Raw genomic sequence first — 26138 nt, 5'->3', positions numbered from 1 at the left:
ATGGCCGCCTCCGTTCACGAACTCCTAGCCGCAGCGCAAGCCGATAAGAGCCCCTTCATTTCCATGCTGGAAGGAGCAGCGCAAGGATTCCAGAGCCAGCAAATGCACCCGCTCGATGTTCAGTCGAAACAGTTGGCAATTCAGCGCCAGCAACAGGCGCTTGAGTTCGACAAGATGCTTCGGACCGCTTACGAACAAACGATCAAGAACCAGCTTAACGATACCGCGCCCGAGGATGGTGGCCAGACGCCACAACAGAAGTTCGATACGGTTGTTTCTATCGGGAAAGGCGGTCCCCGCGTTTCCCAGGTGCCAAGAAAAAAGGGGCAAGCGACACCCAACAAACAGCAATCGGTATATGAAGACGAACAAGGGCGAAGCCGACGCGGGGCTTTCGACCCGGCGACCGGACAGGTTATTCGGACCGAACAAGACCCAATCGTTCCTATGAACAAACCTAAATCGGCTACCGCACAGAAACCATCGGCTGGTGCTGTGCGTCCGAAATCTCCGTCACAGATGCAAAGCGAAAACACAAAAGCATTCAAAATGGCTGTCGATTGGTACGTGAAAGCGAACCCGAACATGGCTGTAACTGATCCGTTTTCCGGTCGTGTCGTCGACACGCGCATGACCCATTCGGACACGCAGACCGAAGAGTTTACGGGCCTCTTTGAGCGCGCCAAGAAACTGATCGCGGAGGGTGTGTTAACCGACCCCGCTTCAAATCAACCCCCGGCGTCTCTCTCTGCGCCATCCCCTGAAAATGTTCAGTCTCCGGAGCAATATCTTAAGTCAATCGGGGCCAAGATAACTCCCGCGAACATTGAATGGGCAAAGAAAAAGACGGGTGGGAAATAATGGCTGGAAGAAAACCAGAGTTCGATATCCCTCCGGACGGGTACGAAACAGCGCCTGTTGCTGTTGCTGACGATGCGCCGCCGGACGGGTACGAAGGACCATCCATTGGGTACAAGGGTGTTGGGGCGAGCGGATCATGGGACCAGCCGCAACCGGCGGTTGTCCCGCAACCGGTGGTTCCTCATACCCAGATGCCACAAAACCCGGACGCCATGTCCACATACAAGGAAGCGTTGACCGCGTACCTTGTCGGGAACCGCGACCTTGCCAAAGCGAAGGCGGAAGCGGCGTTAAGCCTTGACACTGGATTGACGGAAGCGAAAAACATGCTGACCCGGATGCGCGTCAATCCGTTGGCAGGAACAAACGCGCCGAGGCCGGAATATTCACCGCAAAAATTCACCGACTACACGGTCGGCCAAATGGCGGCGGACACATACAACGCTATTGACCAATCGCCGGTAGTTCGGACACTTGGATCTGGCGTTGCAAAAATTGGTCGCGGATTTTCGCGTCTCCCAAATTTCGGGGCCAATTTATTTGCACTCCCGTACAATGTGATAGTTACTTTGACAGGGAATGAAGACAGAGTTTACAGAAATCCAAAGATCTTCGAGAAAGAATCAAAATGGTGGGACGAAAAATATAAACAATTAAACGAAGGATATCAGAGATGGGGATCAAAAGGCGAAGATTTTGTGTCCGTGACGAAACGGAAAGACCCAGGCGAGATTGCTTCTTACGTGGCATACAAAGTCCTTGAAGAGGCTCCACAACAAGCGCTGTTAATTAAATCTGCACTAGCGAAATTAGGAGCTATCGGAATATCGTACATGGGTTTGATTGCAGGAGCGGAAGAATTAGCAGCAACGCCTGAAAACGTGAATCCAGCGGCCGCTACCGTCAACGCCATTGTTAATGGAACCGTTGAAGCAGCCCTTGAACAAACTCCTGCCCTTATGGGGAAATGGTCAAAAGCCATTGAGGAAGCTGTTGGGAAGAAAGGGCGGGGCGAGGTTATAAAAGCTGTCGCAAAAACTATCGGATCTTCTATTGTCCAAGAAGGATTAGTTGAAGAAGCACCGACAGAGTACCTGCAATCGGCGTCGAGAGTAATGACCGGCGTTGATCCAAACGCCATGCAGGGTGTTGGCGGTCGGATGATCGAAGCGGCAACGATTGGCGGTGCTATGGGTGGCGGCATGACGGCCCCGGCCGCGATTGGGTCTGGTATTCAAATGGGGGCCGGAAAGCTCGGTCCCGGTGATTTCCCGCCTGACGGATTCAATGAAAACAACACACCACAAGGGCCTATTCCGCCAAGTTCTATTGGCCAAAGTGTTGCCCCCTTGACATAAAACAGAATCCGAATTATTCTCTGGGTGATGAGTCCGCGCGACTGGCTGGATCTTCTGATTCTGTCGTTAACGTCCCGGGCGTTTTGGATCTTCGCCGGGGCGCTGATGCTCCCGTCGTTCCTGCTGATCGGGTATTACCTTCTGCAATTCCCGCCGATGCGAACATCCCCGCGCCGGTTCAGTCTCCCGGCAATTATGAACGGGTGGCTTTACCGCAGTCTCCGGCAATTCCGAATCTTGAACAACCTGCACCAGCGGAAAGCCAATCGGCACTTCCGCAACCTCCACAACTAGACCAACAGCAGCCCAGGATTATCCCAGCTCGGGAAGATCGTGTTTCCGAGAATGAGTTAAATCGTTACCCCGTCGAAGATCGCCCACGACTAAAGTCCCTTGCGGAGTCAATCCATAAAGAAGCGGTAAGCGATTACCAGATTTCGCGTTCACGGTTTCAGCATTGGCGGGAAATCCTTGGCCCTGGGATAAAACCTCCGAAGATTATTGGCGGAGAGCGTGACACGATGGGCGAATACAACACGCTCCCTGTCTGGCAAAAGAGCAAAGCCGGTCGTGAGATGGATCGCATTGTCAGCGATGCCATTGAAGCCGGACTTATCGGAGACGAAAAAGACATTTACGATGCTCTCCGTAAATTGCAAGCTCCGCGACGTCCTATCTCACCGGACAGTTATCTCGAAGAGGCCGCGAACATCATGGCCTACGAAACAGAACAAGAGTCCATTGAGCCAAATCCGACCTACCAAATAAGCACGGAAATCGAAGGCCAATTCCAGGCGGAACAAGAACAAAGCAATCTCTTTGATGTTCCGAAAGAGAACGTGGGGGACTCTTACGTCCGATTGATCGCCCAGGCACGACGGCAAGGGATGACGGTCCCGGAAGCCGTTAAGTTTGCCAAGGCACGTATATCTCAATTCGGCAAACAGCAGACGGCGCAAACACAAGCAAAGCAATCAGAGTTCGGCGTTGCGGGAGGCGTTCAGGGTTTTGGTGTTCAAAGACGCGGACAGACGGAGATGTTCCAGGTCGGAGAAGAAACCACAGAAACCGCCAAAGGGCAAACCGAAGCGCTGGCCGCATTTAACAAAATCATTTCGGCCAGCAAGATGACCGACGCCGTGTTCGCCGAGTTGGTCGATTCGATCCGCCCGGACCCTGCGGCGTTTCGGAAAGGGTACGGGACCGAGTATTCGGCCGACAAGTTTGCCATTCGAGGTGCGACGTACCCGATTAGGAACCACCCGACAATTCGGGCTTTGGTCCGGTTTGCCAAGGGAGCCCACCAGGGGACCGGGTATCACGAGGCGATGCACGTCATTTTAAACAACGTCCTGACGGTTCAGGAACGGCAAGTCTTGATGGACAAGTTTGGAACCGAAGAGCAGGCGGCCGAGGCGTTTGCCCGGTACGAGGCGAAGCGGACGGGCATGGAGAAGCCGAGCCGGATCAAGGCGATATTCGACAAGATTCTTGAATTGCTTGGACAGTTGCGGAGCTACATGGCCGGGAAAGGGTGGAAGACGGCGGAGGATGTGTTCAAGTCTGTGGAGCAGGGGCGGACGGAACGGCGGCGCGCGGCGGGGCGTGGGGAGGCTAAATACCAGGCGGAAAACAGAAAGACCAAACGGGAACAGAAGCCTTTAAGCGGTGGTTCGGCGACTCCAAAGTCGTCGATGCCGATGGGAAACCGTTGGTGGTTTATCATGGGACATCCGAGAAAGGATTGTCGGGTGACGCCTTTAGCAAGGATTTGCTCGGGGCCGTAACAAAATCGCGCTCAGCGAAGGCCGGGTTCTATTTTGTCGCAAACAAGGACGCCGCCGCAGGGTACAGCAGACTGGCGAACTCGAAGCCAGTTCAAGACCTAATCGACAAATCAAACGCCGCAGAACGTGCTGGCAAATTCGATCTTGCGAATCGCCTTATGGTCCAGGCTGAAAAACTTGAACAGACGGCCAGCCCCAAAGAGAATGTTGTCGGGGCATACCTCTCCATTCAAAAACCGTTTGAATTCGATGCCAGCGAGCAAAGGTTTCTGGACATTCAGAACGAAATCCACGATGCAATCCGCGAGGCGAAAACCGGCGGATATGATGGGATTGTTTTTCGGAATCTGATCGACAACGCAGATTGGGGAGCGAACGCGCACTTGACCACTGGGTTGCCTTTGAGCCAACCCAAATCAAATCCGCCACCGGGAACGCCGGGACTTTTGACCCAGAGAACCCGAGCATTTTGTATCAGGCGGAACGGGTTGAAAGCGATAAGGCCATGCTCCCGAACGGTGGGTATGTCCCACTGGCGAAACTATCAAAACTCCAACGCATTTACCGTGGATGGTTGACCACGGATCGTGGGGTTGGGCAAGCCATTGATCGCGCGAACGAAGAGCGGATCGGCAAGATCATGGAGACAGCGTTTGACGCTCCGGTCACGGGGAAACAGTTGCTTAAGTACTTCAAAGAGAACCCGTCCGATGATCTCCGGCAGGCGGTCTTTGAGGCATTAACAGGACAACGGTCGATCTTTGAACTTCCGGCCGATATTACCGGGATAGTCCAGAAGATGCGCGAAGACGTTGACGCCTTGTCCCGCGTGATCGCACAGACGGCAGCGCCAAACGACCGATTGAAGGCCGTCATTGAACGGAACCTCGGGCGATACCTTGGGCGGCATTACAAGCTGTTTGAGCGAAAGAACTGGCGACCGTCCAACGAAGTCATTTCCCGCGCCAAGGCGAAATTGCGTGAAATGCACCCGAACACGATTGGAAAAGCATCGAGCCAAGAACTAAACGGAATCATCGAAAACATCATTTCCAAAGGGGACGTAACTTTCCACCGTGGGGATCGGCGGATCGACATTCCACAAAATCACTTCGTCAAGCGGAAGGACATTCCCAAAGAGATCCGCGACCTGTACGGGGAGATCACCGATCCCGTTTGGGCTTACCTCAAAACGATGGCCGATCAATCCACAGTGGCGCACAACGCTGATTTCCTATCGAAGATTTCCGGGATGGAGGGCGTGTTCAAAGACAAGCCTGATGAGACGCATTTTAAGCAGATCCCCGACGTCGCCCGATGGGGCGCGGTTCGCGGCAAGTTCACGACCCAAGAAGTTAACGATTTCCTGATTGAAGCCATTGATCCGGTGGATAGCGGCCTGTTTCGATTTGTCGAAAAGCTCATCGTCAATCCGTTCAAATGGACTAAGACGGTCGCATCTCTCCCATCTCATCCCAGGAACTTCATTGGGAATACGATGTTTTCTGTGTTGGCTGGAAACACAATTACAAACCCGGCGAACATTCCCTATTACTGGAAAGCCCTTCGTGTAATTATGGGGAAGGAAGGGAAATACAGAGGGACATGGAAAGAGCTTGTTCGGGCGCGGGTTGCCGATACGCAGTTTTGGGGATCGGAGATGCCGAAGCTGATGGCGGAAATGATCTCGGACCCGGTGAGTTGGCCGGACAAGATCATGAACACGGTCAAATGGCCCGTGGAGAAGTTGGGCGAACTTTACAACAACGAAGACCTAATTTATCGGGTTTCCGCATTTCTGAAATACCGTGATAACGGGATGACGATAAACCAGGCCGCGCAAGAAGTGGACAAATGGTTTACGAACTACGCGAGGTTGCCGAAAGCCGTAAAGACGGCCCGGCGCATCGGTGTGTTTGGCCCCTTTCTATCATTCAAAGCGAACACGGCTCGGATTTTAATAAACGCCGCGAAAGAATCCGGGGAAGGAATAAAGAAGGGGAACCCGGCCCCCGCTCTTCGGTTGGCATTTGTTGTGTCGTTTATTCCGCTGTTGCAAATGGCAATGCGAACAGTTTTTGATATCGACGACGACGAGAAAAAGAACCTCGACAAGTTGCAGGACATGGGACCGATTTACAAAAAGGAACTCGACGCCGATCTACTACCGAACGGCGGAGGGATCAATCAAGGCATTTGATCTTGGTTATATCTGGCCGACGGGCGAATTTGACAAGGCGGCGAGAGCGGCGCTTGTTGGTGACGCGGAAAGTTTCACAGAATCCATCGACTTGTTTCAGCATCCGCTTTTGATGCTTATAGCATCCTTTTCAATAACTTCAACACGCGCAACCGGCAGAATGTGGCAAACGTCAACGATCCGATGCCGAGACGGGCGGCAGATAAGATGGCCGAATTAGCGCGAATGCTTTACGTCCCGGCCTCGTCTCCTGTTCCTTCAATCCGTGGTTTGGCGAAAGGCCGATATGAGCCGGGTCTGTTAACCGGATACCAAATCAAGACTTTGTACGACGCTTATCACGGCGTAGAGGATCGGTTTGGGCGGACGAGGGAAGTACCGGAAGAGTTGCGGGCCTTCTTTACCGGTATCCGGACTTGGGAGATCCGCCCGGATGACACCAAGAAAGCGTTTCGGATGCGGAAGGCGGGGGAATTCCAAGAAGCGAAGCGCGAACTGCGTCGGTACATGCGGATGCCAGGGATCTCCCAAGAAGAAAAAGAACGGCGAATGGACGACTGGAAACGTCGGGTTGCAAAAATAAGAAGCGATGTTGAGTCCAGTAACAGTGTAAAACTGAAATGACCGACCGCCGAGCCACAGATCCGGATGAGGGCGACTTCGTCGGGAAGCGATCCCGGAAATGGAAGGGCGTTACGGCGGGGGTTATCACGGCGGTTGCAACGGCGGTCGGGGCGTACTTCGCCGGGGTGGACAAAGGCGTGGGCGGTGCGGACGGCGACAGGGTGACGCGGGAAGTGGTGCAAAACCTTGTGGTTTTGAAGTCCAGCCTGGACGACCTCAACACGACATTGAGGATCTTCGCCGAGGACAGGGACGCGAATTTGGAAGTGGCGCGGGAAACGCGGGCCGAGGTGGGGCGGTTGGCGCGGCGTGTTTCCGTCGAAGAAAACGCGGTGGATCGGCACAGCGAGATCATGGGAAAGCTGGACGATTTTGAGAAAAAGGGGTAAAACGACGATGACCGAAGAAACGGAGAAACTGCTCAAGGAACTCGTGCGGCTTGTCGTCGAAGAAAGACAGCTTTTGATAAACCACATCCGCCTGACGGAACCGAGATCGACGGACAACGACTTGTTCCTTGCCGGGCTTCGGACGGCTTTGGAGTCTCTCGGAAAACGGGTGTCCTCCATAACCGAAGCCATCGACAAACTTAACCAAAACAACGCGCAATCGGCGGCGCAACTAAAGACTGTTGAAGATCTGGTTCGGCCCCTACACGCTTTCGCGTATAGTGTCGTCCAGCGGTGTCCAAACTGCACGAGCCCAACCAGAGGACACAACGATGACACTCGACCATGTGTGTGAGCGGGTACGGTTTTACGTCGGGCTCTGGAACGAATTGCCTGTCATCGCCCAGGGGGTTGTGGTTCTGATCGTGTCATTCGCTTGTTCGTTCGTGCTTGTCATCTTCTGGATGCTCCGGGGGAACGATGGGGATTGATATTTGCAAGGCGTGCGGGCGCATGTGGGACGATACGGATCAAAGTTTTGTTGGTCAACAGGTGTTCGGTGATGCCGAACGCGGGCCGAATCTTTGCCCGGACTGTAAAGACAAGATGGTGGTGGAAGAACGCCGCCACTGGGACGCGCGGTCGTGACGGAATACCTGCACATCATGCCCCGCGCGGGCGGGCACAACGACACGGGGCGGGCCAGCGATTGCCCGTGCGAGCCGGAGATACGTTTGATCCACGGCGTTCCGTGGCTCCGGGTGGCTGTCCATCGCGGGGTCGGCGTGGCGCGGCTGGAAGCGGAACTGCGGATGCTGACCCACGCCTACAGAGTTTACGGAGGAGGAACGGATGCCTAAGTTTGGGAAACGGTCAAAGAAGGAACTGGCGACGGCGCACCCGGACCTACAACGGCTTTTCAATGCGGTCATCGAAAAAATCGACTGCGCCGTAATTTGTGGACACCGGGGACACGCCGACCAAGACAAGGCTTTCGCCGAAGGGAAGTCGAAGCTGGAATGGCCAAATAGCAAGCACAACAAGGTCCCGGCCCTGGCCGTCGATGTTGTGCCTTTTCCGATAGACTGGAACGACCTTGCCAGATTCGACGCCCTGGCAGCTGTTGTGAAGGCGGAGGCGAAGCGGCTTAATATCAAAGTGGAGTGCGGGATCGACTGGAAAAAGTTTCCGGATGCGCCGCATTACCAGATGCCAGGATGAACTTGGCTGAATGGTTTTTACGCAAGTTGGAGTCGGCACGGTTTTCGTGGAGTATCACCCTGCCGACGTTCTCTAGGAGGAACGATGGGCCTAAAGGATTGGATCGTAAAAATAGCTGTCAAGAAATTGGCAAAGAAAATAAAACTACAGGAGGGCGTCATGGACAAAAAGAAATGGTATCTCTCGAAAACGCTGTGGTCAAACGTGGTGGTGGTTCTGATTGGGACTTATGAACTGGTGAAGGCGAACATTGTCCCAGGGCTTCCGGGGATTCCGCCCATCGTTCTGACGATTCTTGGGGCTCTTGGGATCTATTCCCGTGCAACGGCGACAAAGCAGATCGGCCTCTAAAAAGAAATCCCGCCGAAACCGGCAACCGTGTGGTTGTAGAACCCGCACGGAATGCCGGTCAATCGGCGGGGTTTTTTACATTAACTGCGCAAAAAATAGTTTTCCGACGGTGTCCCGACGGTAGAATAGGGGGTTGAAAAGAAACCGAACCTATGGCATACTCAAGTCATGGGAAACCTCGAACGCCCATATAAAACGACACCCGACATTCTGCATTCGCGGAATGGCGGGTTAACTATTTCCCCATCGTGGTTCGAGGGTCGGGCAACCGACTTCCACGGTGGGGTTTCTTTTTGTGGTGAGAAGTTCGGAAAAATGACAATCATAGAACCAGTGCTTGTTCTCGTGAGTGGTAAGAAAACGGAACTTTGGCGCGGCGTGTGCGACTGCGGGAATGAAATTTTCAGGAGGTTAAGTAATTTCATCCGTGGAGATCACAAATCCTGTGGGTGTGAAAGATATAAAGGCAAACACGCGGTTCTTCGGAAAGCAAATCCTTCAGAATTTGTGTCTTGGTGCTGTATGATAAGAAGGTGTTTGAATGTGAAACACGAAAAATTCAAATACTACGGCGGACGGGGAATAAAAGTTTGCGCTCGATGGGAAGACTCGTTCGCTCTATTTTTAAGTGACATGGGGAAGAAACCGACACCGAGGCACACGATTGACAGGATTAATTGTAACGGAGATTATGAACCTTCGAATTGCAGATGGGCAACCCCGAAACAACAAGCGAAAAACAAACTCAAAACAGGAGGCCGTCATGTCTGAGCATATATTGCCTAACTGCATTCTCCGGGCCACGGTGGACGGGTACAAACGGTTGTACAACGCAACGGACTCGGTCGAGGAACGCCTTTCGCTCTGGCGGAAAGAAGCCCGGTTGAAAGCAGAGATGGAGAAGCGGGTCTGGAAAAACGACGAACAAAACCGCAACTACGCTCGGGCGTTGCTCAAATCGGGGGTGCGGCCATGAAAACTGAACCGCGAACGACGCACACACCGGGACCGTGGGAATTATCGGGGGACTGTGCAGAGATATTCCCCAAAACTGGACCGAATAGCTCCATCGAGTTATGCCGAGTAGTCGGCCCCTGGGATGGATCATCATACTATGATGAAGAGACAGCAAAATCAAATGCCCGCCTCATCGCCGTCGCGCCGGAACTTTTGGCCGCCTTAAAAGACGTCCACGATTCTCCGTGTGCGCAGGAACGGTGCCTACGCAGGGGTGATACGGGCGTCCCGGCTTGTCCGGCGTGTGCCGCAATCGCCAAAGCGGAGGGGAAGCCATGATCTTCACACTCCAAGAAAACGACGACTTCGCCAGGGCCGAGTCCCGGTGGCTTAACCCGCCGGACGTTGCCGAACTGCCACAGCCCAAAGACAAGTGCGACTGCGGGCACATTGCCGACGACCACCACGGGGTCGCCATGCTCTGCTGGAAGCCGAACTGTGACTGTGGCGGGTTCGTCGTACCGGGCAAGGCGCGGGATCGTTTCTACTACGAAGAGCTTAAAAACAACGGAGCGGACTGATGAGCCGGATAGCGATCCACCGGGAGACCATGCCTTTCTGTTTTCAATGCGGATGGCGGCCTGTCCCGGAAAACGGAAGGCGGTGCCCGGCGTGTATCCGCCGTTCGCAACGCGGGAAGTGGAGCGAGGTGGCCAAGGTGGTCTACGCCCTCATCATTTCCGCTCTGCTGGCGATGGCGGCAAAGTGGGCGTGGTCAACAAACCAATCAATCGGTGATAAGCATTTGTTTTGTGTAAAGGGGGAATCCAATGAGAAAACTAATTAGTGCTGTCGTGGTTCTCTTTGCGGCGGGGTTAGTTAACGCCTACGACTACGGGGACAATTCCCGTAAACATAAAGATGTTTGGGGTCATAGCTACGAACGATCCGAGACTTTAGACAAAGACTCGGATGGTGACGGCGTGACCAATCGATACGACTACAACGATAGGAATAAAAACGTCCAATACGATTGGCAAGCTCCGTATAACAAACAGCAACGACGCGGTTGGTAGTCGATTTAATTTATGGCGGAGTCCGTAAGGGTGTCCCATTACAGCGAGGCCCGGGCGGCTACGGGACTTCAAAGCCACCCCTCCGCCCCATGTTGCAACACCGCGACCGCGCCGCACAAGCGCGGAGTGACCACGGGGTTCTCCTGCAGAGACACCGTGCGGAACCGGGCTGGACGCACACCGTCGGCCCGGAAGATTTAAAAAGCGCGAGCGGCGCATAAACGCAAAAGGAGAAGCAAATGGTCATGGTTAACGAAGGGGCTGGCAGTTTCGAGAATCCCGAACCGGGAAGCTACGCGGCGGTATGCAATCAGGTCATTGATTTAGGAACCCAAGAAGGTGAATATCAGGGCAACAAGATCAAGCGGCGGCAGGTAATTCTTGGGTGGGAACTGACCGAGAAGAATTCCAAGGGCGAACCGTTTCGTGTGAGTTCATTCTATACCGCGTCACTGTCCGAGAAATCAAAACTTCGGCCCATGCTTGAATCATGGCGCGGCGCGGCGTTCTCCACGGAAGAGTTGAAAGGGTTCCCTCTTTCAAAGCTGTTGGGGAAACCGTGCCTTGTATCCCTGATCTTGAACGAAAAACAGCGGATTCGAGTTTCCAGCGTTTCCAAGCTACCGAAGGGTATGCCCGCTCCGACCAACACGACTCCCATTGTCGACTTCGACTTGGACAAATACGACTCCATTGCGTTTTCAAAGCTGTCCCCCCAAACTTCAGGACATGGTTAAAAGTCTCCGGAATACGCCAAGGCGCCGAGCGGCGGGCATGAGGTTGAGCCGGAACCTGACGCCCAGGAGCCGGACGTTGAACCCGAGGCCGGATTCTGATGAAAAAGGAAATCGTCGATATCGACCCGGCGCGGGGGTGTTCCGCGTTACGACGGACAACGAGCGGTTTTACATCCGCCCGTCGAAGAACAAGACGACCGGACTCCCGGACTACGAATACGCCCCGTCGGTGACATACATCACATCGTTCTACCCAAAGGGTCCACAGTTAACTAAGTGGATCGCCGAGCAGGGGTGGGACGAAGCAGAGAAGAAAAAAACGGACGCCGGAGCGCGTGGGTCGCGTATCCATGCCGCCGTCGCCGCCTTGGTGGGTGGCGGAACCGTCACGCCGGACATGAAGTTTGACGGCGTGGAACTGGCGGTGGACGAATACGCCGCCGTCCTAAACTTTCGGGACTGGTTCGAGGCGACGCGGCCGGAAGTGTTGGGGTCGGAGTTTCTTATCTGGAACGACGAACACAACTACGCCGGGACGGTCGATCTCAAAGTCAAGATAAACGGAGAAGTTTGGGTTATTGACCTGAAAAGCTCAAAATCCGTCTATCCTGAATACGCTCTCCAGCTGTCCGCCTACAAAAGTGCATCCCCGACGCCACGCGGATCGGGGTTTTGCAGGTAGGGTATACACGATCCAAAAGCGGCTGGAAGTTTACAGAGCTTGATGACAAGTTTGACGTTTTCCTGGCGACGAAGCGGGTGTTCGAGAATGAGACAGCGGGGGGCCAAACCGCTTCAACGGGAGTTCCCGCTTTCCATCTCAATACGTCTACCGAAGGACGCGAAATAATGGAAGTCAGCGCCCCATACGACGGGGGTCTTGAAGGCGAGCTTTCAAGCCTTCCCGACCTTGTGGCGGACGCCCTGGCCGTTTGGAAGAAGGCCGAGGCCGATAAGCGGCGAGAGGCGGCTCGTCTTTACCTGATGTTCAAGGCGAAGCTTGCCGGACGTGAAACCACGGCGACGGAGTTGCGGGCAATGGTGGACAACGACGAGGGCTATTACATTATGTGCCTGGACTGCGTAACGGCTGAAAGCGCCCACGTCCGCCTCTATGAAAGCTGATGGCCGCGAAGCGGGCGGCGTCGATGCGGGCGGCGTTCTGAATGAGCCAAAACGAAGCAATTCTTTGGCGATTAAAACGCGGCGATGTTCTGACCCCGATTGACGCTCTGAACGACCCGGAAATTCGGAGTATGCGCCTGGCCGCGAGGATCGGAGAATTGCTTGATATGGGTTATGACATTAGGAAAGCTAACCAAAAGACGGAGACCGGGAAGACGGTGACAGCCTACTATATGCCATCGAAGGAAAAGAACGGACAACTTGGTATGGGGTTCTAAGGGGGGTTGATGAACATCGAACATGGGCATCAGGTGGCTTTGGTGAACTGGTGGGCTCTGGAAGCGAACAGGCGGGGGATTGACGCCCGCACTTTGGTTGCCATTCCGAACCAAGGCCGAGCCGGTGGGTGGAGGCAAGCCCGGCGCGGGGCGTACATGAAGGCGGAAGGCCAGCGCGCGGGGATGCCTGATCTCGTCCTCTTCATCCCGTCCCAGGGCTACCACGGGTTGGCGATAGAACTAAAGGCCCCATCCAAGACGGCCCGGCTGTCTCCGGCGCAAAACGAGATGATGAAAATCCTCTCTGGCCAGGGGTACGTCGCGGTTGTCGCCTGGGGGTGGGAAGACGCGAAGGACCAGATCTTGAGCTACCTGGGGGCGGCGAGATGAACCACGAAGGATTCCAAACATTGTTTGACGAAATAACGGCCCATGAACGCCAGACGCTCTGCGCCAAGGCTGGTGAATACGCATCCGGGAAGAACCGACTAGAGAACTTTTACGGTGGGGCCGCGATTGCCGGAACTACTCCGGGAATTGCTCTTTGGGGGTATCTCACAAAACACCTCGTCTCATGCCGAGAAATTGCGAATGGCAAAAGAGTCAGCCGCGCCATGCTTCGTGAAAAGATAGGGGACGCCCGGAATTACCTTGTCCTCTTGGAGGCCCTGGTGATTGAACAGGGGCTTGCCGAATGAAACACCTCCTGGCCGACCTCTGGCTTTTGGTTATCGTCCCGGCGACGCCGTGGGCGGTTCTGGCGTGGTTCCTATTGAGGGCGCGATGAACGATGTTATCGGGGATGATGATTTTTCGGCCCCATTCCCGTATTTTGGCGGCAAATCCACAGTCGCATCCGTTGTTTGGGACGCTATTGGCGATGTTCCGCACTACATCGAGCCGTTCTTCGGGTCCGGTGCGGTTTTGTTGGCCCGCCCACGATTCAAACAGACTGACAACGTAGAGACGGTGAATGATAAAGACGGTTTCGTCTGCAATGTTTGGCGGGCGTTGCGATTTTCTCCAGACGAGACGGCGCGGTGGTGCGACTGGCCCGTGAACCATGCGGACTTGATCGCACGCAAAGCCGCGTTGATTAAAAACGAGGCGAGGCTCTTGGAAAACCTGTGTGCCGACGAAAAGTGGCACGACCCGATCATGGCCGGGTATTGGATTTGGGCGGCGTCGTGCTGGATCGGGTCCGGGCTGACAAGACCGGGCCAAATACCCGACGTCAGTCACGGCGGGATGGGCGTCCACGCGAAGGGCCAAATACCCCACGTCGGCAGCGGCGGGATGGGCGTCCACGCGAAGAGCAAAAGACCCCACGTCAGAGAAGGCGGGAAGGGCGTCGGTTGGGAAGTGTTCAACGGTAACATTTACAAGAATTTCCGCGCTTTATCGGAACGTCTGCGGTTCGTCCGTGTTGTCTGCGGCGACTGGACCCGCGTTTGCGGCGGGAACTGGCAAAACAACATGGGGACCGTCGGGATGTTCTTCGACCCGCCGTATTCCGTGGAGGATCGGAACACGGATGTTTACCACCACGATTCAACTACCGTCGGGAAAGACGTTGAAAAGTGGTGTCTTGAGCGCGGTCGGTTGCCGGATTACCGTATCGTCGTCGCCGGGTATTCAGACGAATACAAGAGCTTGGTGGCTGACGGATGGCGTGTCAATGCGTGGTCCGCCCAGGGTGGGTATGGGAATATCGCAAAGGATGGATCGGACGCCAGGGGAAAAGCGAACAGGCACCGGGAGACGTTATTCATGTCGCCACATTGCCTTTCCTCTGATCTTTTCCGATGAGTTGCAACGGACTACACCACTCGTGCCCGTGCCGATCCGCGATGACCGAGGAAATGGAGGACGTTTTGCGGATCATGCTGATCGGACTGGACAACTACCGAAAGACGCTGACGCCGAGCGAGTGCAAAACCCTGCGGGGATACGTCCCTTGCCTTGAGTTGGCGGCGAGTGTTTTGAGACGAATGGAGAAGGTTTGATTTACCTAGCTCATGGACGAAACAATTTGCCTGGGAGCGCGCTACCACCCAATCAGTGGAAAGCTATCTGGTGAAATTCCAGAACCAGGCTCCACTTTACCGACGGAGAAAAAAAACTTGACATTGCTCCAAAAGAATAATATTTTATGAGTGTAAGTCATAGCCGACTGGAACGGCTCTCGCCTGCAAAAAGATCCTCTTGTGGGGTCTGGGACGTGTGCAGGCGCACATTCCAGCCCAGATTCCACAAGGGGATTTTTATTTCCCGGATCACGTCGGGATTCACAAATAGCGTGGTTGAGGTTGTAACGGCTTCGAAACCGAACAATAGCCGTCCGCGAAAGGGGCAGGGCTCTGGAAGGGGCATTCACAAGAGTGGTCCTTCCAGTGCCCGTAGGCAGGGAACAAGCGAACCCTCCCACCTACACGCCCCCTACAGCGGGGTCGGGAACATGCCAAACCTACCGCCGAGGGGAGCCCCGGGGCGGAGTAAGGGTCGGCCTTAATGTTCCGTCAGAGGCGATAAATCTTTGAACCCCGACCTACTGGGTTCGCAAAAAACGATGTGTGACGATTTGTGACGATGTGTGACATTACCGTCGAAGGATTTGTGACATTTAGTGAAAACGCCCAGTGGTTTTTTAACACTTCAGCAGGTTGCTTTTTTGCTCTCCCTGCGTAGAGAAACACTTTGCCGGTGGGTTAGGTGCGGGCGGATTAAGTCGTGGAAGCCTGGAAAGGTTCGCTACATAGCCCTGGATGATGTTAAAAAATTTCTATGAACTTCGACGAATTCATCGCGGCCCTAAAAGCCCGCCGTCCGGAATGGTTCGCCGCAAACGCACAAAACCGCCCCCAGGAGCCTGCGGCGGTAAAGAAGGCCCCGGAGGCCGTAAAGGTGGAAAACGTGCCACAGACCACCCCGAAACCCCCTGCCGCTGATGCGGTAGACGAAGGGTGGGATGCCGCTGAACTCGTGGAAAGTGAGGAGACCGAATGGTGGAACTTGTAGATCGGACGGGGGAGTCTGTTTGAGTGCGAACGCTCCATTTGTTTGCGGGGGCCGGCGGTGGTCTGTTGGCCGATTTAATCCTTGGACATGAGCCAATTGCCGCTGTTGAATGGGACCCCTATTGTTGCCAAATCCTCCGGGAACGAGCCGCCGAAGGATGGTTCCCAGGCTTGCAAGTGTTCGAGGGAGATATTCGGCTGTTCGACGCATCCGCTTGGAAAGGACGAGTGGATTGCGTCTCAGCGGGTTTCCCTTGCCAGCCTCATTCGGTCGCTGGAAAAAGACGTGGAGCGTTGGACGACCGAAATCTCTGGCCTGAGGTTGTGCGAGTCCTTGGGGAGATTCGGCCCCGATGGTTCTTTGGAGAGAACGTCCCGGGACTTGTTTCCAACGGGTTCATTGGGACCGTCCTCGGTGATTTGGCCCTCCTCGGGTATGACGCGCGGTGGACGTGTTTGGGCGCTGACCAGGTTGGTGCCCCGCACAGGCGAGATAGATGGTGGTGCCTGGCCAACGCCACGGGCAAACAAACTCTCAGGGACAGGGAGCTTTTCCCCACGCCCGCGGGATGGGCCAACGCCGTTTTGCACAAAGTCAACACGGAGGGGGAAGGGGAACCTTGGAGAATGGTTGGTGGAAAACTGAACCCGACGTGGGTAGAGTGGCTAATGGGTGGCCTCTAGGGTGGACCGTCTCAAAGGGTTGGGCAACGGGCAAGTCCCACCGTGTGCGGCGGCCGCGTGGATCATCTTAGGGGGACCGAGTGATACTTTCTAAACAATGCCAACAATGCCGTCGGGAATTCAAGAGAGACCCGCATTTAGGCTTTGCACATTGGAACACCCAGCGTTTTTGTTCTCGTAGATGCGCGGGGAGAAGTTTGCCTACGAAGGCAGAATATAAGAGGACTTCATGGGGTGATTTGAAAAGGCCATTGCACAGGGTTTTGATGGAAGGCTTTCTTGGTCGTAAGTTAACAAAGGATGAATTGGTTCATCATAAAAACGGCGACAAACACGATAACCGTATAGAAAACCTTGAGATTATGACGGCCCTTGATCATGGTCGACTTCACAACCTAAAGTATCCGCTAACTAAGCAATGCGTCGTCTGCGGTTCAACATTTACGCCGCACAAAACGAAGCGCAAACGTCAAAAGACATGTAGTCCGACTTGCAAGATAGCTTTGCTGACGCGACTCAATAAGTCCCGCTCCAAGCGGCCCTCGCTTTTATGACCCTCATGGGGATTTTTAAAAGGACGGTGGATTGATGGAACCGATGGACTTGAAGCCTGGAATGGTCGTTCAGCTTCGGCCGGAATACCAGCCGGACGTGTTCGGCGGCGCGTTCATGGTGGTGACGGAACCGAAGCCGTGGGGAGCGCAAGGGTATTGTCACTGCCTCAAGGGGCGATCCGTTGCCTACCTACGGCCCAAGTGGGCGGATATGGAGTTGATTGGAATGGCGGCGTGGGGCGTAAAGATAAAATAAAAGGAGAATGAAATGAAAGTTTCTAACCAGCACGGCGACTTGTTGCTTGTTTCGGTTGTGTGTGTTCCCAAAGGGGCGAAGGAAATAAAGGCCGTCAAAGGGTTTGTCTTGGAGCGTGGGGAAGGTGTCCACACGCACATCCTTGAGGACGTAGAGGGAGTCATGCTCTTTGAACACAACGGTGACATTTACGTCCGCGTCGAAAAATCGGCCAGGATCAACCACGAGGAACACGGGATACAGACGCTGAAACCTGGTATTTATAAGAAGGCGATTGAACGTGTTTACGACTACGAAACCGAAGAAACTCGAAATGTCATCGACTGAGGTGTGGACTATGAAAATTGTTCGAACTCCGACGCGAGCCTCGGGAGGCATTACGTCAGAAGAGAAAATGCGGATGGGTGCGCTTGTTGAAAAGTGGAAATCCATCGCTTTTAAAACGGGGCGGTGCGACGTTACAAAGATCACGGACGCTATCGAAAGGCTCTACGCTTCTGCGGGTTTAAAAAAGCCGCGTGTTGTTGTGGTTCCGTCCCCTTCGTGATGGCTTGTGCCTACGGGGTGGCTTCCTGTTGGTGGGCCTTGCGTGGTAAGCTTAAATCCGTCGAAGCCACCGCCTCCGACACCGAAGCCGCCACCCGCGCCGCCACATTCGACGCCACCGACGCCGCCACCGACGCCACCGACGCCGCCACCGACGCCGCCACATTCGACGCCACTCGCGAAGCTACCGTCGCCGCCACCCGTGCCGCCACCCGTGCCGCCACCTTCGACGCCACTGCCGCCGCCACCGACGCCGCCACCCGCGTCGCCACCGACGCCGCCACCCGCGCCGCCACATTCGACGCCACCGACGCCGCCACCAACGCCGCCACATTCGACGCCACTCGCGAAGCTACCGTCGCCGCCACCCGTGCCGCCACCAACGCCGCCACCACACTGCCGACGCCACCGACGCCGCCACCCGCGCCGCCACATTCGACGCCACCGACGCCGCCACATTCGTCGCCACCCGCGACGCCACCGACGCCGCCACCGACGCCCACCGACGCCGCCACCGACGCCACCGACGCCGCCACCAAACAAAAAAAAGACTGGTTGGTTTATCTCGCTAAGAAGTTTGTAGGGGCTCGTTTTCGGGCAGCTCTTGAGGGAGTAAAAAAGTGGGCCGATGTGTACCAAGGTGGAAACATGTGGGCGATGTTACCCTGTTACGTCGAGGCCATGCGGGACGTGATCGGCCTTACAGGGCTCCCGGTTTGGGAACAGTACAAGGCGTGGGAGGACGCGGCGACCTACGGTGGTTTCCGTGTCATGCACGAAAAGTTTTGCATCGTATCTGACTTCCCCGAGGTGCTTAAAACAGACTCGAGGGGAAGGGCGCACTGCGCAACCGGTCCATCCCACCGGTGGCGCGACGGTTTCGAGATTTACCACCTAAACGGCATTCGTGTTCCAAAGTGGCTCGTTATGACCGATGCCGGGAAGATCGACCCGATGCTTGCGCTCAACGAAAAGAACGTCGATGTTCAGCGTGAAATAATCCGGAAAATTGGCGCGGAGAGGATGCTAAAGGCGGTCGGAGCAAAGACAGTTGATACCTTCGTGGACTGCCACACAAAGGGCGGGAACGTCTACGAACTAAAAGAGCTTCTTGTTGGGCAGATCAGCCGAAAGTACCTTTACTACGAACACGCCTCGGTTCCTGGATACTGGTATGCACAGGCCGTCCCCCCTAACACTAAACGGGCGATTCACGCCCGCGCGTGGATTCTTGGGATGGACTCTCCGGAACAGAAGACCGATGAGGAAATCCGCGCGTTCCTTCCAGAGGTGGTGTCATGACCGACCGTGAAGGGGGAGGAATGACTGACGATAAGGTTATTTGCCCATTTTGCGGTGGCGACCAATTTGCCCACATCATTATTGGGAATAGGATTTTTTGGTGCGAGGAGGCAAAATGACCGATAAGAGCGAGGGGCCGACTAATCCTTACGGGCATGAGGACTGCGACGATATATGCGGGTGTGGGGACAAGTGCAAGATTTCCGCGTGGGACAATGGCTACGCCGCCGGGTTCAAGGCGGGGCTGGACGAGGAGATTGCGAAGGTGGAAAGGCTTCGCTTCGTGCTGAAAGAATTGCACGCCTTAGTGTGGGGTGAGGCTCCCTCGCTTCTATGCGAAGATTCTGGGGGGGATGCACTGCTCGATTGTAAAATCCTGGAGGTGTTGGAGCCATGACCGTAAAAGAACTTATCCAAGCCCTTCTCGACGAAGATTTAGATAACGATGTGGTAATCGAAGTCGCTGGATCGTTTTGGGGGATCGTTCCCGTTGACGGGATTTCTGCGGTTTCTTCGCAAAGGAAAAGCAGAACGGTTTTGGCCCCCGATGCCGATCTAATGCTCAAGCCATGACCCGCCCCAAGAAGCCGCCGTTAAAGAGGTCGTAACGAAAGCCGTGGAGGAGTTCCGGGAGAGGGGGAAATAAAATGACCAAAAATAATGCGATGATCCACGTCTCGTTTCATCCTGGGGTGGGCAGATTTTCAGGCATCGAGTATTGCGATGTGTGTGGGTACTCTAAACAGTTCATTGCTGCGACGAAAATGCCGTGTAGGAGAAAAAAAACGGTCCGCGATCGAAAAGCTTTGACAGGCCCACGGCTTAGGCCATTGCGGGGCGCGGATGGGACACCCACACCCACCGCCGTTTGCCAGGGGCATTTATGCTCGCTGGCATCGAATGGGTTACCGGAACGAAGGCCATCGGGAGAACCGATCTGTTAAACGCCTGCCCCACGTTACGGGGCAAGATTTGACGGCGGTGTGGAAGGACACACAACGGAATGACCTAAACGAATGGGCGCGTGGACGCTGTTGTCAGAGTGCGGTCATTCACAGAGCCGGTATCAAGCCCGGCCCGTCAAAGAAGTGCGTCAGCCCCACGTTACGGGGAGCCCTGGGCATGGCTATAAACTGCCCATAATTTAAGGAGGATCATTTGCGCGGACTTTGCGATGGGATCAATACCCCAGGAGAAGATATGCCTTGGGATTTCACCTGGGATAGGTGGTCTCCTGGAACCTACATCTGGAAGAACGGCAACATTGTTGTCTTGTCGAGCCTTATCGCCGCCAACCCCGGCAACGGGAGCCTTCGCCTTCTCTGGGATGGACTTACAGAGGCCGGGTACGAAATCCAAGTACCAACACCGTTTCCAGTGGTTTGTGGCTTTCTGGAACGGAGAGGGTGGGGGCCGACGGTTTTCCACGACCCGCAAACTGACCAAGTTGTTGAGCTTTGGGTAAAGGAGTAACGAGTGAAAAGTTCCACATATCACTGCCCTAAGACGCTATTCGTCCTCGAAGTCAAATGCGGGGACTCGTTCCCTTGGGAATTTGATGATGCGTTCAATACCCGAGAGGAGGCCCTGGACTTCGCCAACACCCACGTTCGGTACTGGCCTAAGCACTCTATTCGCATCGTTGAATACCATAGGAGACGATCAGTCGAATGAAAAGTTCCACAAACAAAGGCACCAAGACGATCTTCGTCGTCGAAGGTAAGTGGGGGGAATCGTACCGATGGGTTTTCGGCGATGCGTTCGAGACCCGAGAGAAGGCAAAAGAATTTTCCAACAACTACGTTCGGCACTGGCCCGGTCACAGGCTCCGCATAGTGCAATTCAGCAGATTAAGTGTTCTCGAAAGCGTATCTGCGGAATGAAAAAGGCCAAATACCCCGAGTGGATCTGCTCGTCCTGCGCCGAACAGAACGGAGGAAAGATGCCGGAAACCCACCTCGCCTGTTGGCACGTTGACGAATGTGGGGTATGCGGGCACATAAAGACCGTGACACAGCCCAGGGATTTCGGGTATCCAAAGATAAAGAAAAGGACGGTGTAATGGAACCAGCACAAGCATGGGTAGGCCGATCCGAGGTCAGTGGGTGGACATTTGTCGATCTCCGTGGTTCAAACAAGCACCTGGTCTGCCAGCAGTGCGATAAACGCGGCCAAGAGATGTTCGTAAAGTACGTCACCGTACAGGCCAACGGCAACAGTTCCGCCCTGGTGGTCTCCGTCCGCGATGGCGGGTGCCTTCCCCACAACGGGGACGATGTGGGGGCTCCGTTGGGGAACAGGAACTGGAAGGGCTTTCCCGAGACAGGAGGAAACCGCAAAAATGCCACAAAGTAGATCCGCGCCATCCGCTTGGACGTTCGAACCAGAACCCTCAAGAATGCACACCCCATGCGATACCTGCCACAAAATCCGTCAAGGCATGTTCTACAAGCTAATCCGCCACCCTTCCGGGGCCTACAGTACCACTAAAGCCCAATGCGGTCCCTGCCTTTACCGCAAAGACAACGAAAAGCCGGGTTCAAAAGAAGGGGGGCGAAACCCAATATGCGATACTGGAAAAACTACAACGATTGGAAAAGAGTCACCCTCATCGAGCAGGGGCACTCCCAAAAGAAGTGGCAAGAGACCTAAGCATCAGCGTCTGGACAGTTTACCGCGCCAACAAGCGTTTTGTTCCACGTGGAAATGCGCCAAAAACTGCCAATCAAAAGGTTTGCAAGAACTGCGGAGCCCATGTAGAATTTAACTAGGCGATAGGCCCCACGGAGGGGTCTTGTCGCCATTTTTGTTTAAGCCTATCGCCCATCCCTGCCGCGCTGAAAAGCGTTGCAGGGATCAATTTTTTCCACAATGAATAACCAGAACCTTCGCCCAATCCCTAAAGAGAAAGTTGGAAGAGGTGGCCCTCGTCCCGGTTCGGGTAGGAAGCCGTTGGCGGCTACCGTGCTGAAAGAGAGGCTCGGCGATTACGCCGATGACGCAATCAAGGCTTTCAAATTCTGCTCTGAATTGATGAACGATCCGACGGCGGAAAAGAACGTGAGGCTTGCCGCCGCGCGTGAAGTGATGGACAGACTATGGGGGAAATCCACCCAACAGGTTGAACACAGCGGTGAAATAAGTGGGCGCATCGTCGTGGTGCGAGCGTGATTGAAGTTAAGAACATTGAAGAAGCAAAAGTAACAGACGCCGATAAAGTTTTCCACCTCTTAAAGCCGCAGGACAATTTCATATTTTCCGAAGCTCGGTTCCCAGCCTATGTGGGCGCGTGGGGCACTGGTAAATCGTTTGCTGGCATTCAACGGGCGATGATCCTTTCCGAAGAGAGCCCGAAGAACCTTGGCGTTATCTTCCGACGGGAATATACGGATTTGCGTGATTCCACTTGCAAAGATTTTGAGAAGTATACGGGTGTTAAGATTTCTTCCGAGCGGTCTGTGGAGTTCCCGAACAAATCAGAAATCCTGTTTCGTCACCTCGAAGAAATTCACGGCGTTGTTCAAAACATGAACCTGGGGTGGTTCTGGATTGAGCAGGCGGAAGAACTTGAAACCGATGAGACGTTCAACGTCCTACGCGGCCGATTGCGCCGGGACGTTAAACGAAGAACGGGATTTTTAACGGCAAACACGAACGGGAATAACTGGATTTACCGAACGTGGAAAGTTGGATCGGACAAAGACTACGACCTTCACGAAGCAACAAGTTTCGACGCCGAGAAATATCTGCCTGCGGACACGATAGCCGATTGGAAAAAGCTGGAACAGTCGTCCCCGAAGATTTACCGACGTTTTGTACTCAATTCGTGGGAAGAGTCTGACACCTCCGACATTATTATTCACCCGGATTGGGTGGAGAAGGCCAAGAAACGCGACCTCATTACGCACGTTCCATTTCGACGCATCGTCTCGTGTGATGTGGCGCGTTACGGCGACGATAAGACGGTCGTTTACGCCATTGAGAACGGGAAGGTGTTGGACAAGGCGTCTTGGGAGAAGAAGGACACGATGGAGACGGTGGGGCGGTTGTTGATGTTCGCGCACAAGAACGGCGCGATTGGCAGTTTTGCCATTGACGAGATTGGAGTCGGCGGCGGTGTTGTGGATCGATTGCGTGAGCTTGGGCACCACGTTATCCCGGTTAATGCGTCCGAGCGCGTGGAGGGTGGTGGGTATTATAACCGCCGAGCCGAGATCTACGGGAAGGGCGCTGACATGTTCCGTGACGGGTTCGTTCAGATGCTTTCCAACGATTCGGAGGCCACCGAAGAGCTTTGTTGGGCGAAGTACAAGGAAGTGAAGTCGTCAGGCGAGTTCAAGGTTGAAGCCAAGGAAGACATTAAGAAACGGTACGGCCGGTCCCCTGACCACGCGGACGCTTTGCTGATTGGGTTGTGGGCGATGGGGCAAGCGAAAGTTCACTCGAAGGTTGATCAGTACGAGTTGCGGCGGGCCGCAAAGGTTAGTGAAAACCCAGTGGGGGTTTTGGGATGAGCTACGGAAAAGAAAAAGATTTAAATTGCGATCGTTCGATCAAAGACCTGCAACGGGCTTACCGGGACAAATCGAAGTTGATAAAGCGGGAAAAAGAGGATTTTCTTTGGTGCCTTGGTAAGCAGTGGACTGACGAAGATCTTGCCAATTTGGCCCAGGCCGGGATCAAGCCGGTGACGGACAACCGGATTCAGGCAAACCTTTTCCTTTTGACCGGGCTTGAGAGGCAGAACCGAACCGATTTCAAAGCGTTTCCGGAGGGGCAAGAGGACGACATTAAGGCGGAGATTGCAACAGGGTTGTTTAAACACGCAATCAAGACAAGCGATTTCGGTGCCAAATCGTCCGACCAGTTCAAAGACGGGGCAACGTGCGGGGAATCGTTCCTTGAAATGTATCTGGACAACACAGAGAACATCCTAAACGGAAAGCCGTGCTGGAAAAAGCTAGACGGTGCGGTTGTTTTGATTGATCCCGATTCGAGGGAGTACGACCTCACAGACGCCAAATACGTTTACAAGCTAAGCATTGACCTGTGCGAGGACGCTGTTGTCGCTCTTTACCCGGAAAAAGAGAAGCAGATTTGCGACATGAACGGGGCCAAGCTCGATTATGGCATGGGCGACGATGCCAACCACGTCCAACGGGAGGATTACGGAAAGAGCGGCGGGGACACGATGGGCCTTCCAGAAGAAAAGACCTACGACCTCATTGAGCGGTATTACAAGAAATGGGTCAAGCACTATTTCATTGGCGACCGTGAGACCGGTGAGATAACGGAAGCAAAGGACAAAGAGGCGGCGCAGTCGTTTATTGATAGCTATGTTGGCCAAATCGAAAGCGATGATGCCGTGTACCAGTCCGGCGTTGTCACCGCGTCCGTAACCGGCCAGCAACCCCAATGGCACCACCCAAGCGCAACCCGGATCGGTTCACCATCATTGAGCGCAAAGTTCCCGAAATCTGGTTGTTTGCGCATTTGCCTGGCATGAGCGAACCATTGGCGAACGAACGCGCCTGGTTCTATCCGAAGTGGAAGTCCTACCCTTTTATCCCCTACTACGCACGGTTCTCGACGGCTCCGCTGACTGGCGAAGACCGCCACCTCCTGGTGCAGGGAATCGTGCATGGCGTGAAAGACGCGCAGGAACGGCATAACAAAGCCTCGACGTTGATGCTTCGCCACCTCAATACGTCGTCCAACAGTGGTTGGTTAACAGAAGAGGACGCATGGGTGGACCGTGCGCAAGTGCAAAACTTCGGGTCCGCGCCCGGCGTGAACCTTGAATACAAGCAGGGCCGACAGAAGCCGGAACGGATCTATCCGACGCCCTTGTCGCAGGGCCACGCGGCGCTGACGGCGGAGAGTGCCGAAGACATCAAGGCACAGCTTGGGATTAACGCTGACTTGCTGGCATCGCAGGAGGGTGGTGCGGAATCAGGACGTGCCATCGCCTTGCGCCAAAAACAAGGTCTTCTGATGGTTCAGGAATTGTTCGACAACCTGTCCAGGACGCGGCAGATCGCAGGTCGTTTCCTGTTATCGCAGTTGGGCGAGATTTACGACACAGAGACAGCGAAAAATGTTTTAGGACAAGCGTTTCTTGAAAAGAGTTTTCCGCCTCTGATGCTGGCGAATCCTCAAACGGGTCAACCCGAACCGATGACGGACGAAGATGGTCAACCCATGAGCTATGACGACGGCATGGCGGAAGTTGCAATCGCCGAAGTGCTGAAAGGCGATCTGTGGAAATACGACGTCAACGTGGGCGAATCCGTGTCCAGCGAGACGATTCGGATGGCACAGATGGCGGAATTAAAAGAGTTTGCGGCTGCGTACCCAGGCCTTATTCCTCCCGAGGTTTTGATCGATCAGAGCCAGTTGCCACGGGAGACGAAGGAACGGGTCACGCAGTCAATTAAACAAGCGCAGGCGGCGGCCATGTCTGGACCCGTTGGCCCTGCGAATCCAGGAGGAAACAATGCCCCCCAAGGGTTGGCGTAAAAATACGGCGCAAGACGCGCCGGTGGAATCGAAAGAAATTCAAACTGTTCAGGCGATCGAGCCTGTGAAAGTGGAAAAACCTGTTTCAACGGTGGACCGGGTCGCAGGGACTGTTTATCCGCCCGAAATCGAGAAATCGCGTGAAGTTCTAAAGCACCCGATTGCGCCAGGCCAGGCGTTTTTTGAAGCACCTGACGGGTTTGTGATTGTGGGCGAAGAAAGCAAAGACCGCGCGTTTTATCGTGCCGGAAACAATGGAAAAGGGTTTTGGATCAACAGGATGCGAGGTTAACGCC

38 protein-coding genes are annotated in these 26138 nt (G+C 54.6%); 37 read left to right on the top strand and 1 reads right to left on the bottom strand.

Features of this window, described 5'->3' with window-relative positions; all coding sequences use genetic code 11:
• From IPI56_10995 to IPI56_10960, 8 genes are all read left to right on the top strand, one after another.
• The gene (locus tag IPI56_10995) at nt 1–861 is read left to right on the top strand and encodes a hypothetical protein (GenBank protein MBK7546249.1); all 861 of its coding nucleotides are present in this window, start codon (nt 1–3) and stop codon (nt 859–861) included.
• Nucleotides 831–2219 (top strand): hypothetical protein, encoded by a 1389-nt coding sequence (locus tag IPI56_10990; protein MBK7546248.1) that lies wholly within the window; start codon nt 831–833, stop codon nt 2217–2219. Before IPI56_10995 ends, IPI56_10990 begins: the two co-directional genes overlap by 31 nt.
• 27 nt (nt 2220–2246) lie before the next feature.
• A complete protein-coding gene (locus IPI56_10985; GenBank protein MBK7546247.1) occupies nt 2247–2513 on the top strand; it encodes a hypothetical protein in 267 nt (88 codons plus the stop codon).
• 227 nt (nt 2514–2740) lie between these two features.
• On the top strand, nt 2741–4006 hold the full coding sequence (locus tag IPI56_10980) for a hypothetical protein (GenBank protein ID MBK7546246.1): 1266 nt from the start codon (nt 2741–2743) through the stop codon (nt 4004–4006).
• A complete protein-coding gene (locus tag IPI56_10975) occupies nt 3931–4584 on the top strand; it encodes a hypothetical protein (protein ID MBK7546245.1) in 654 nt (217 codons plus the stop codon). Before IPI56_10980 ends, IPI56_10975 begins: the two co-directional genes overlap by 76 nt.
• Nucleotides 4581–6206, top strand: coding sequence for a hypothetical protein (locus IPI56_10970; protein MBK7546244.1), 1626 nt, complete (start codon nt 4581–4583; stop codon nt 6204–6206). Before IPI56_10975 ends, IPI56_10970 begins: the two co-directional genes overlap by 4 nt.
• 162 nt (nt 6207–6368) lie before the next feature.
• A complete protein-coding gene (locus IPI56_10965; protein MBK7546243.1) occupies nt 6369–6830 on the top strand; it encodes a hypothetical protein in 462 nt (153 codons plus the stop codon).
• A complete protein-coding gene (locus tag IPI56_10960) occupies nt 6827–7219 on the top strand; it encodes a hypothetical protein (protein ID MBK7546242.1) in 393 nt (130 codons plus the stop codon). The genes IPI56_10965 and IPI56_10960 overlap by 4 nt, the downstream gene beginning before the upstream one ends.
• Here the strand turns inward: IPI56_10960 and IPI56_10955 are convergent.
• A complete protein-coding gene (locus IPI56_10955; GenBank protein MBK7546241.1) occupies nt 7182–7451 on the bottom strand; it encodes a hypothetical protein in 270 nt (89 codons plus the stop codon). The two genes, IPI56_10960 and IPI56_10955, sit on opposite strands and share 38 nt — an antisense overlap.
• Before the next feature lie 100 nt (nt 7452–7551).
• On the opposite strand from IPI56_10955, the gene IPI56_10950 reads away from it, so the two are divergent.
• The 29 genes from IPI56_10950 (at nt 7552) to IPI56_10810 (ending at nt 26134) form a co-directional block, all read left to right on the top strand.
• Nucleotides 7552–7710 carry a hypothetical protein gene (locus IPI56_10950; GenBank protein MBK7546240.1) on the top strand — a complete coding sequence of 53 codons (159 nt, stop codon included), beginning with the start codon at nt 7552–7554 and terminating at the stop codon, nt 7708–7710.
• On the top strand, nt 7700–7867 hold the full coding sequence (locus tag IPI56_10945; GenBank protein ID MBK7546239.1) for a hypothetical protein: 168 nt from the start codon (nt 7700–7702) through the stop codon (nt 7865–7867). Before IPI56_10950 ends, IPI56_10945 begins: the two co-directional genes overlap by 11 nt.
• Nucleotides 7864–8079, top strand: coding sequence for a hypothetical protein (locus IPI56_10940; protein MBK7546238.1), 216 nt, complete (start codon nt 7864–7866; stop codon nt 8077–8079). Before IPI56_10945 ends, IPI56_10940 begins: the two co-directional genes overlap by 4 nt.
• Nucleotides 8072–8440, top strand: a complete 369-nt coding sequence (locus tag IPI56_10935) for a M15 family metallopeptidase (GenBank protein MBK7546237.1) — start codon at nt 8072–8074, stop codon at nt 8438–8440. Before IPI56_10940 ends, IPI56_10935 begins: the two co-directional genes overlap by 8 nt.
• Nucleotides 8441–8524: 84 nt before the next feature.
• On the top strand, nt 8525–8791 hold the full coding sequence (locus IPI56_10930; GenBank protein ID MBK7546236.1) for a hypothetical protein: 267 nt from the start codon (nt 8525–8527) through the stop codon (nt 8789–8791).
• Nucleotides 8792–9554: 763 nt separating this feature from the next.
• Nucleotides 9555–9767 carry a hypothetical protein gene (locus tag IPI56_10925; GenBank protein MBK7546235.1) on the top strand — a complete coding sequence of 71 codons (213 nt, stop codon included), beginning with the start codon at nt 9555–9557 and terminating at the stop codon, nt 9765–9767.
• Nucleotides 9768–10083: 316 nt separating this feature from the next.
• Nucleotides 10084–10329, top strand: coding sequence for a hypothetical protein (locus IPI56_10920; GenBank protein ID MBK7546234.1), 246 nt, complete (start codon nt 10084–10086; stop codon nt 10327–10329).
• A gap of 734 nt (nt 10330–11063) precedes the next feature.
• Nucleotides 11064–11561: a hypothetical protein gene (locus IPI56_10915; protein ID MBK7546233.1), complete on the top strand. Its 498-nt coding sequence runs from the start codon at nt 11064–11066 to the stop codon at nt 11559–11561.
• A 136-nt stretch (nt 11562–11697) separates the two neighbouring features.
• Nucleotides 11698–12243 carry a hypothetical protein gene (locus IPI56_10910; GenBank protein MBK7546232.1) on the top strand — a complete coding sequence of 182 codons (546 nt, stop codon included), beginning with the start codon at nt 11698–11700 and terminating at the stop codon, nt 12241–12243.
• 167 nt (nt 12244–12410) lie between these two features.
• Nucleotides 12411–12686, top strand: a complete 276-nt coding sequence (locus IPI56_10905; GenBank protein ID MBK7546231.1) for a hypothetical protein — start codon at nt 12411–12413, stop codon at nt 12684–12686.
• Between the two features lie 41 nt (nt 12687–12727).
• Nucleotides 12728–12964, top strand: coding sequence for a hypothetical protein (locus tag IPI56_10900; GenBank protein MBK7546230.1), 237 nt, complete (start codon nt 12728–12730; stop codon nt 12962–12964).
• Between the two features lie 9 nt (nt 12965–12973).
• Nucleotides 12974–13354, top strand: a complete 381-nt coding sequence (locus IPI56_10895; protein ID MBK7546229.1) for a VRR-NUC domain-containing protein — start codon at nt 12974–12976, stop codon at nt 13352–13354.
• Nucleotides 13351–13662, top strand: coding sequence for a hypothetical protein (locus IPI56_10890; protein ID MBK7546228.1), 312 nt, complete (start codon nt 13351–13353; stop codon nt 13660–13662). Before IPI56_10895 ends, IPI56_10890 begins: the two co-directional genes overlap by 4 nt.
• Nucleotides 13663–13747: 85 nt before the next feature.
• Complete coding sequence (locus IPI56_10885; protein MBK7546227.1) at nt 13748–14773, top strand: DNA adenine methylase; 1026 nt, start codon at nt 13748–13750, stop codon at nt 14771–14773.
• Between the two features lie 41 nt (nt 14774–14814).
• A complete protein-coding gene (locus tag IPI56_10880) occupies nt 14815–14970 on the top strand; it encodes a hypothetical protein (GenBank protein ID MBK7546226.1) in 156 nt (51 codons plus the stop codon).
• 620 nt (nt 14971–15590) lie between these two features.
• Nucleotides 15591–15752, top strand: a complete 162-nt coding sequence (locus IPI56_10875) for an excisionase family DNA-binding protein (GenBank protein MBK7546225.1) — start codon at nt 15591–15593, stop codon at nt 15750–15752.
• Nucleotides 15749–15982 (top strand): hypothetical protein, encoded by a 234-nt coding sequence (locus IPI56_10870; GenBank protein MBK7546224.1) that lies wholly within the window; start codon nt 15749–15751, stop codon nt 15980–15982. The genes IPI56_10875 and IPI56_10870 overlap by 4 nt, the downstream gene beginning before the upstream one ends.
• Nucleotides 15983–16047: 65 nt before the next feature.
• Nucleotides 16048–16665: a DNA cytosine methyltransferase gene (locus tag IPI56_10865; GenBank protein MBK7546223.1), complete on the top strand. Its 618-nt coding sequence runs from the start codon at nt 16048–16050 to the stop codon at nt 16663–16665.
• A gap of 80 nt (nt 16666–16745) precedes the next feature.
• Nucleotides 16746–17219: an HNH endonuclease gene (locus IPI56_10860; GenBank protein MBK7546222.1), complete on the top strand. Its 474-nt coding sequence runs from the start codon at nt 16746–16748 to the stop codon at nt 17217–17219.
• 34 nt (nt 17220–17253) lie between these two features.
• Entirely contained in the window at nt 17254–17475 is a 222-nt protein-coding gene (locus IPI56_10855; GenBank protein ID MBK7546221.1) for a hypothetical protein, read from the top strand.
• Between the two features lie 12 nt (nt 17476–17487).
• Complete coding sequence (locus tag IPI56_10850) at nt 17488–17802, top strand: hypothetical protein (GenBank protein MBK7546220.1); 315 nt, start codon at nt 17488–17490, stop codon at nt 17800–17802.
• A gap of 123 nt (nt 17803–17925) precedes the next feature.
• Complete coding sequence (locus IPI56_10845; GenBank protein MBK7546219.1) at nt 17926–19323, top strand: hypothetical protein; 1398 nt, start codon at nt 17926–17928, stop codon at nt 19321–19323.
• A 115-nt stretch (nt 19324–19438) separates the two neighbouring features.
• Nucleotides 19439–19720: a hypothetical protein gene (locus IPI56_10840; GenBank protein MBK7546218.1), complete on the top strand. Its 282-nt coding sequence runs from the start codon at nt 19439–19441 to the stop codon at nt 19718–19720.
• A complete protein-coding gene (locus IPI56_10835) occupies nt 19717–19896 on the top strand; it encodes a hypothetical protein (protein MBK7546217.1) in 180 nt (59 codons plus the stop codon). Before IPI56_10840 ends, IPI56_10835 begins: the two co-directional genes overlap by 4 nt.
• A 2391-nt stretch (nt 19897–22287) precedes the next feature.
• Nucleotides 22288–22494 carry a hypothetical protein gene (locus IPI56_10830; protein ID MBK7546216.1) on the top strand — a complete coding sequence of 69 codons (207 nt, stop codon included), beginning with the start codon at nt 22288–22290 and terminating at the stop codon, nt 22492–22494.
• Nucleotides 22491–23837, top strand: coding sequence for a hypothetical protein (locus IPI56_10825; GenBank protein ID MBK7546215.1), 1347 nt, complete (start codon nt 22491–22493; stop codon nt 23835–23837). The genes IPI56_10830 and IPI56_10825 overlap by 4 nt, the downstream gene beginning before the upstream one ends.
• Entirely contained in the window at nt 23834–24829 is a 996-nt protein-coding gene (locus tag IPI56_10820) for a hypothetical protein (protein ID MBK7546214.1), read from the top strand. Before IPI56_10825 ends, IPI56_10820 begins: the two co-directional genes overlap by 4 nt.
• A complete protein-coding gene (locus tag IPI56_10815; GenBank protein ID MBK7546213.1) occupies nt 24739–25842 on the top strand; it encodes a hypothetical protein in 1104 nt (367 codons plus the stop codon). The genes IPI56_10820 and IPI56_10815 overlap by 91 nt, the downstream gene beginning before the upstream one ends.
• Nucleotides 25820–26134 carry a hypothetical protein gene (locus IPI56_10810; GenBank protein ID MBK7546212.1) on the top strand — a complete coding sequence of 105 codons (315 nt, stop codon included), beginning with the start codon at nt 25820–25822 and terminating at the stop codon, nt 26132–26134. Before IPI56_10815 ends, IPI56_10810 begins: the two co-directional genes overlap by 23 nt.
• The last annotated feature ends 4 nt before the right edge of the window (nt 26135–26138 follow it).

The sequence above is a fragment of the Elusimicrobiota bacterium genome, assembly GCA_016706425.1.
Taxonomy (GTDB): domain Bacteria; phylum Elusimicrobiota; class Elusimicrobia; order FEN-1173; family FEN-1173; genus JADJJR01.
This window is presented reverse-complemented; position numbering and strand designations above follow the sequence as displayed.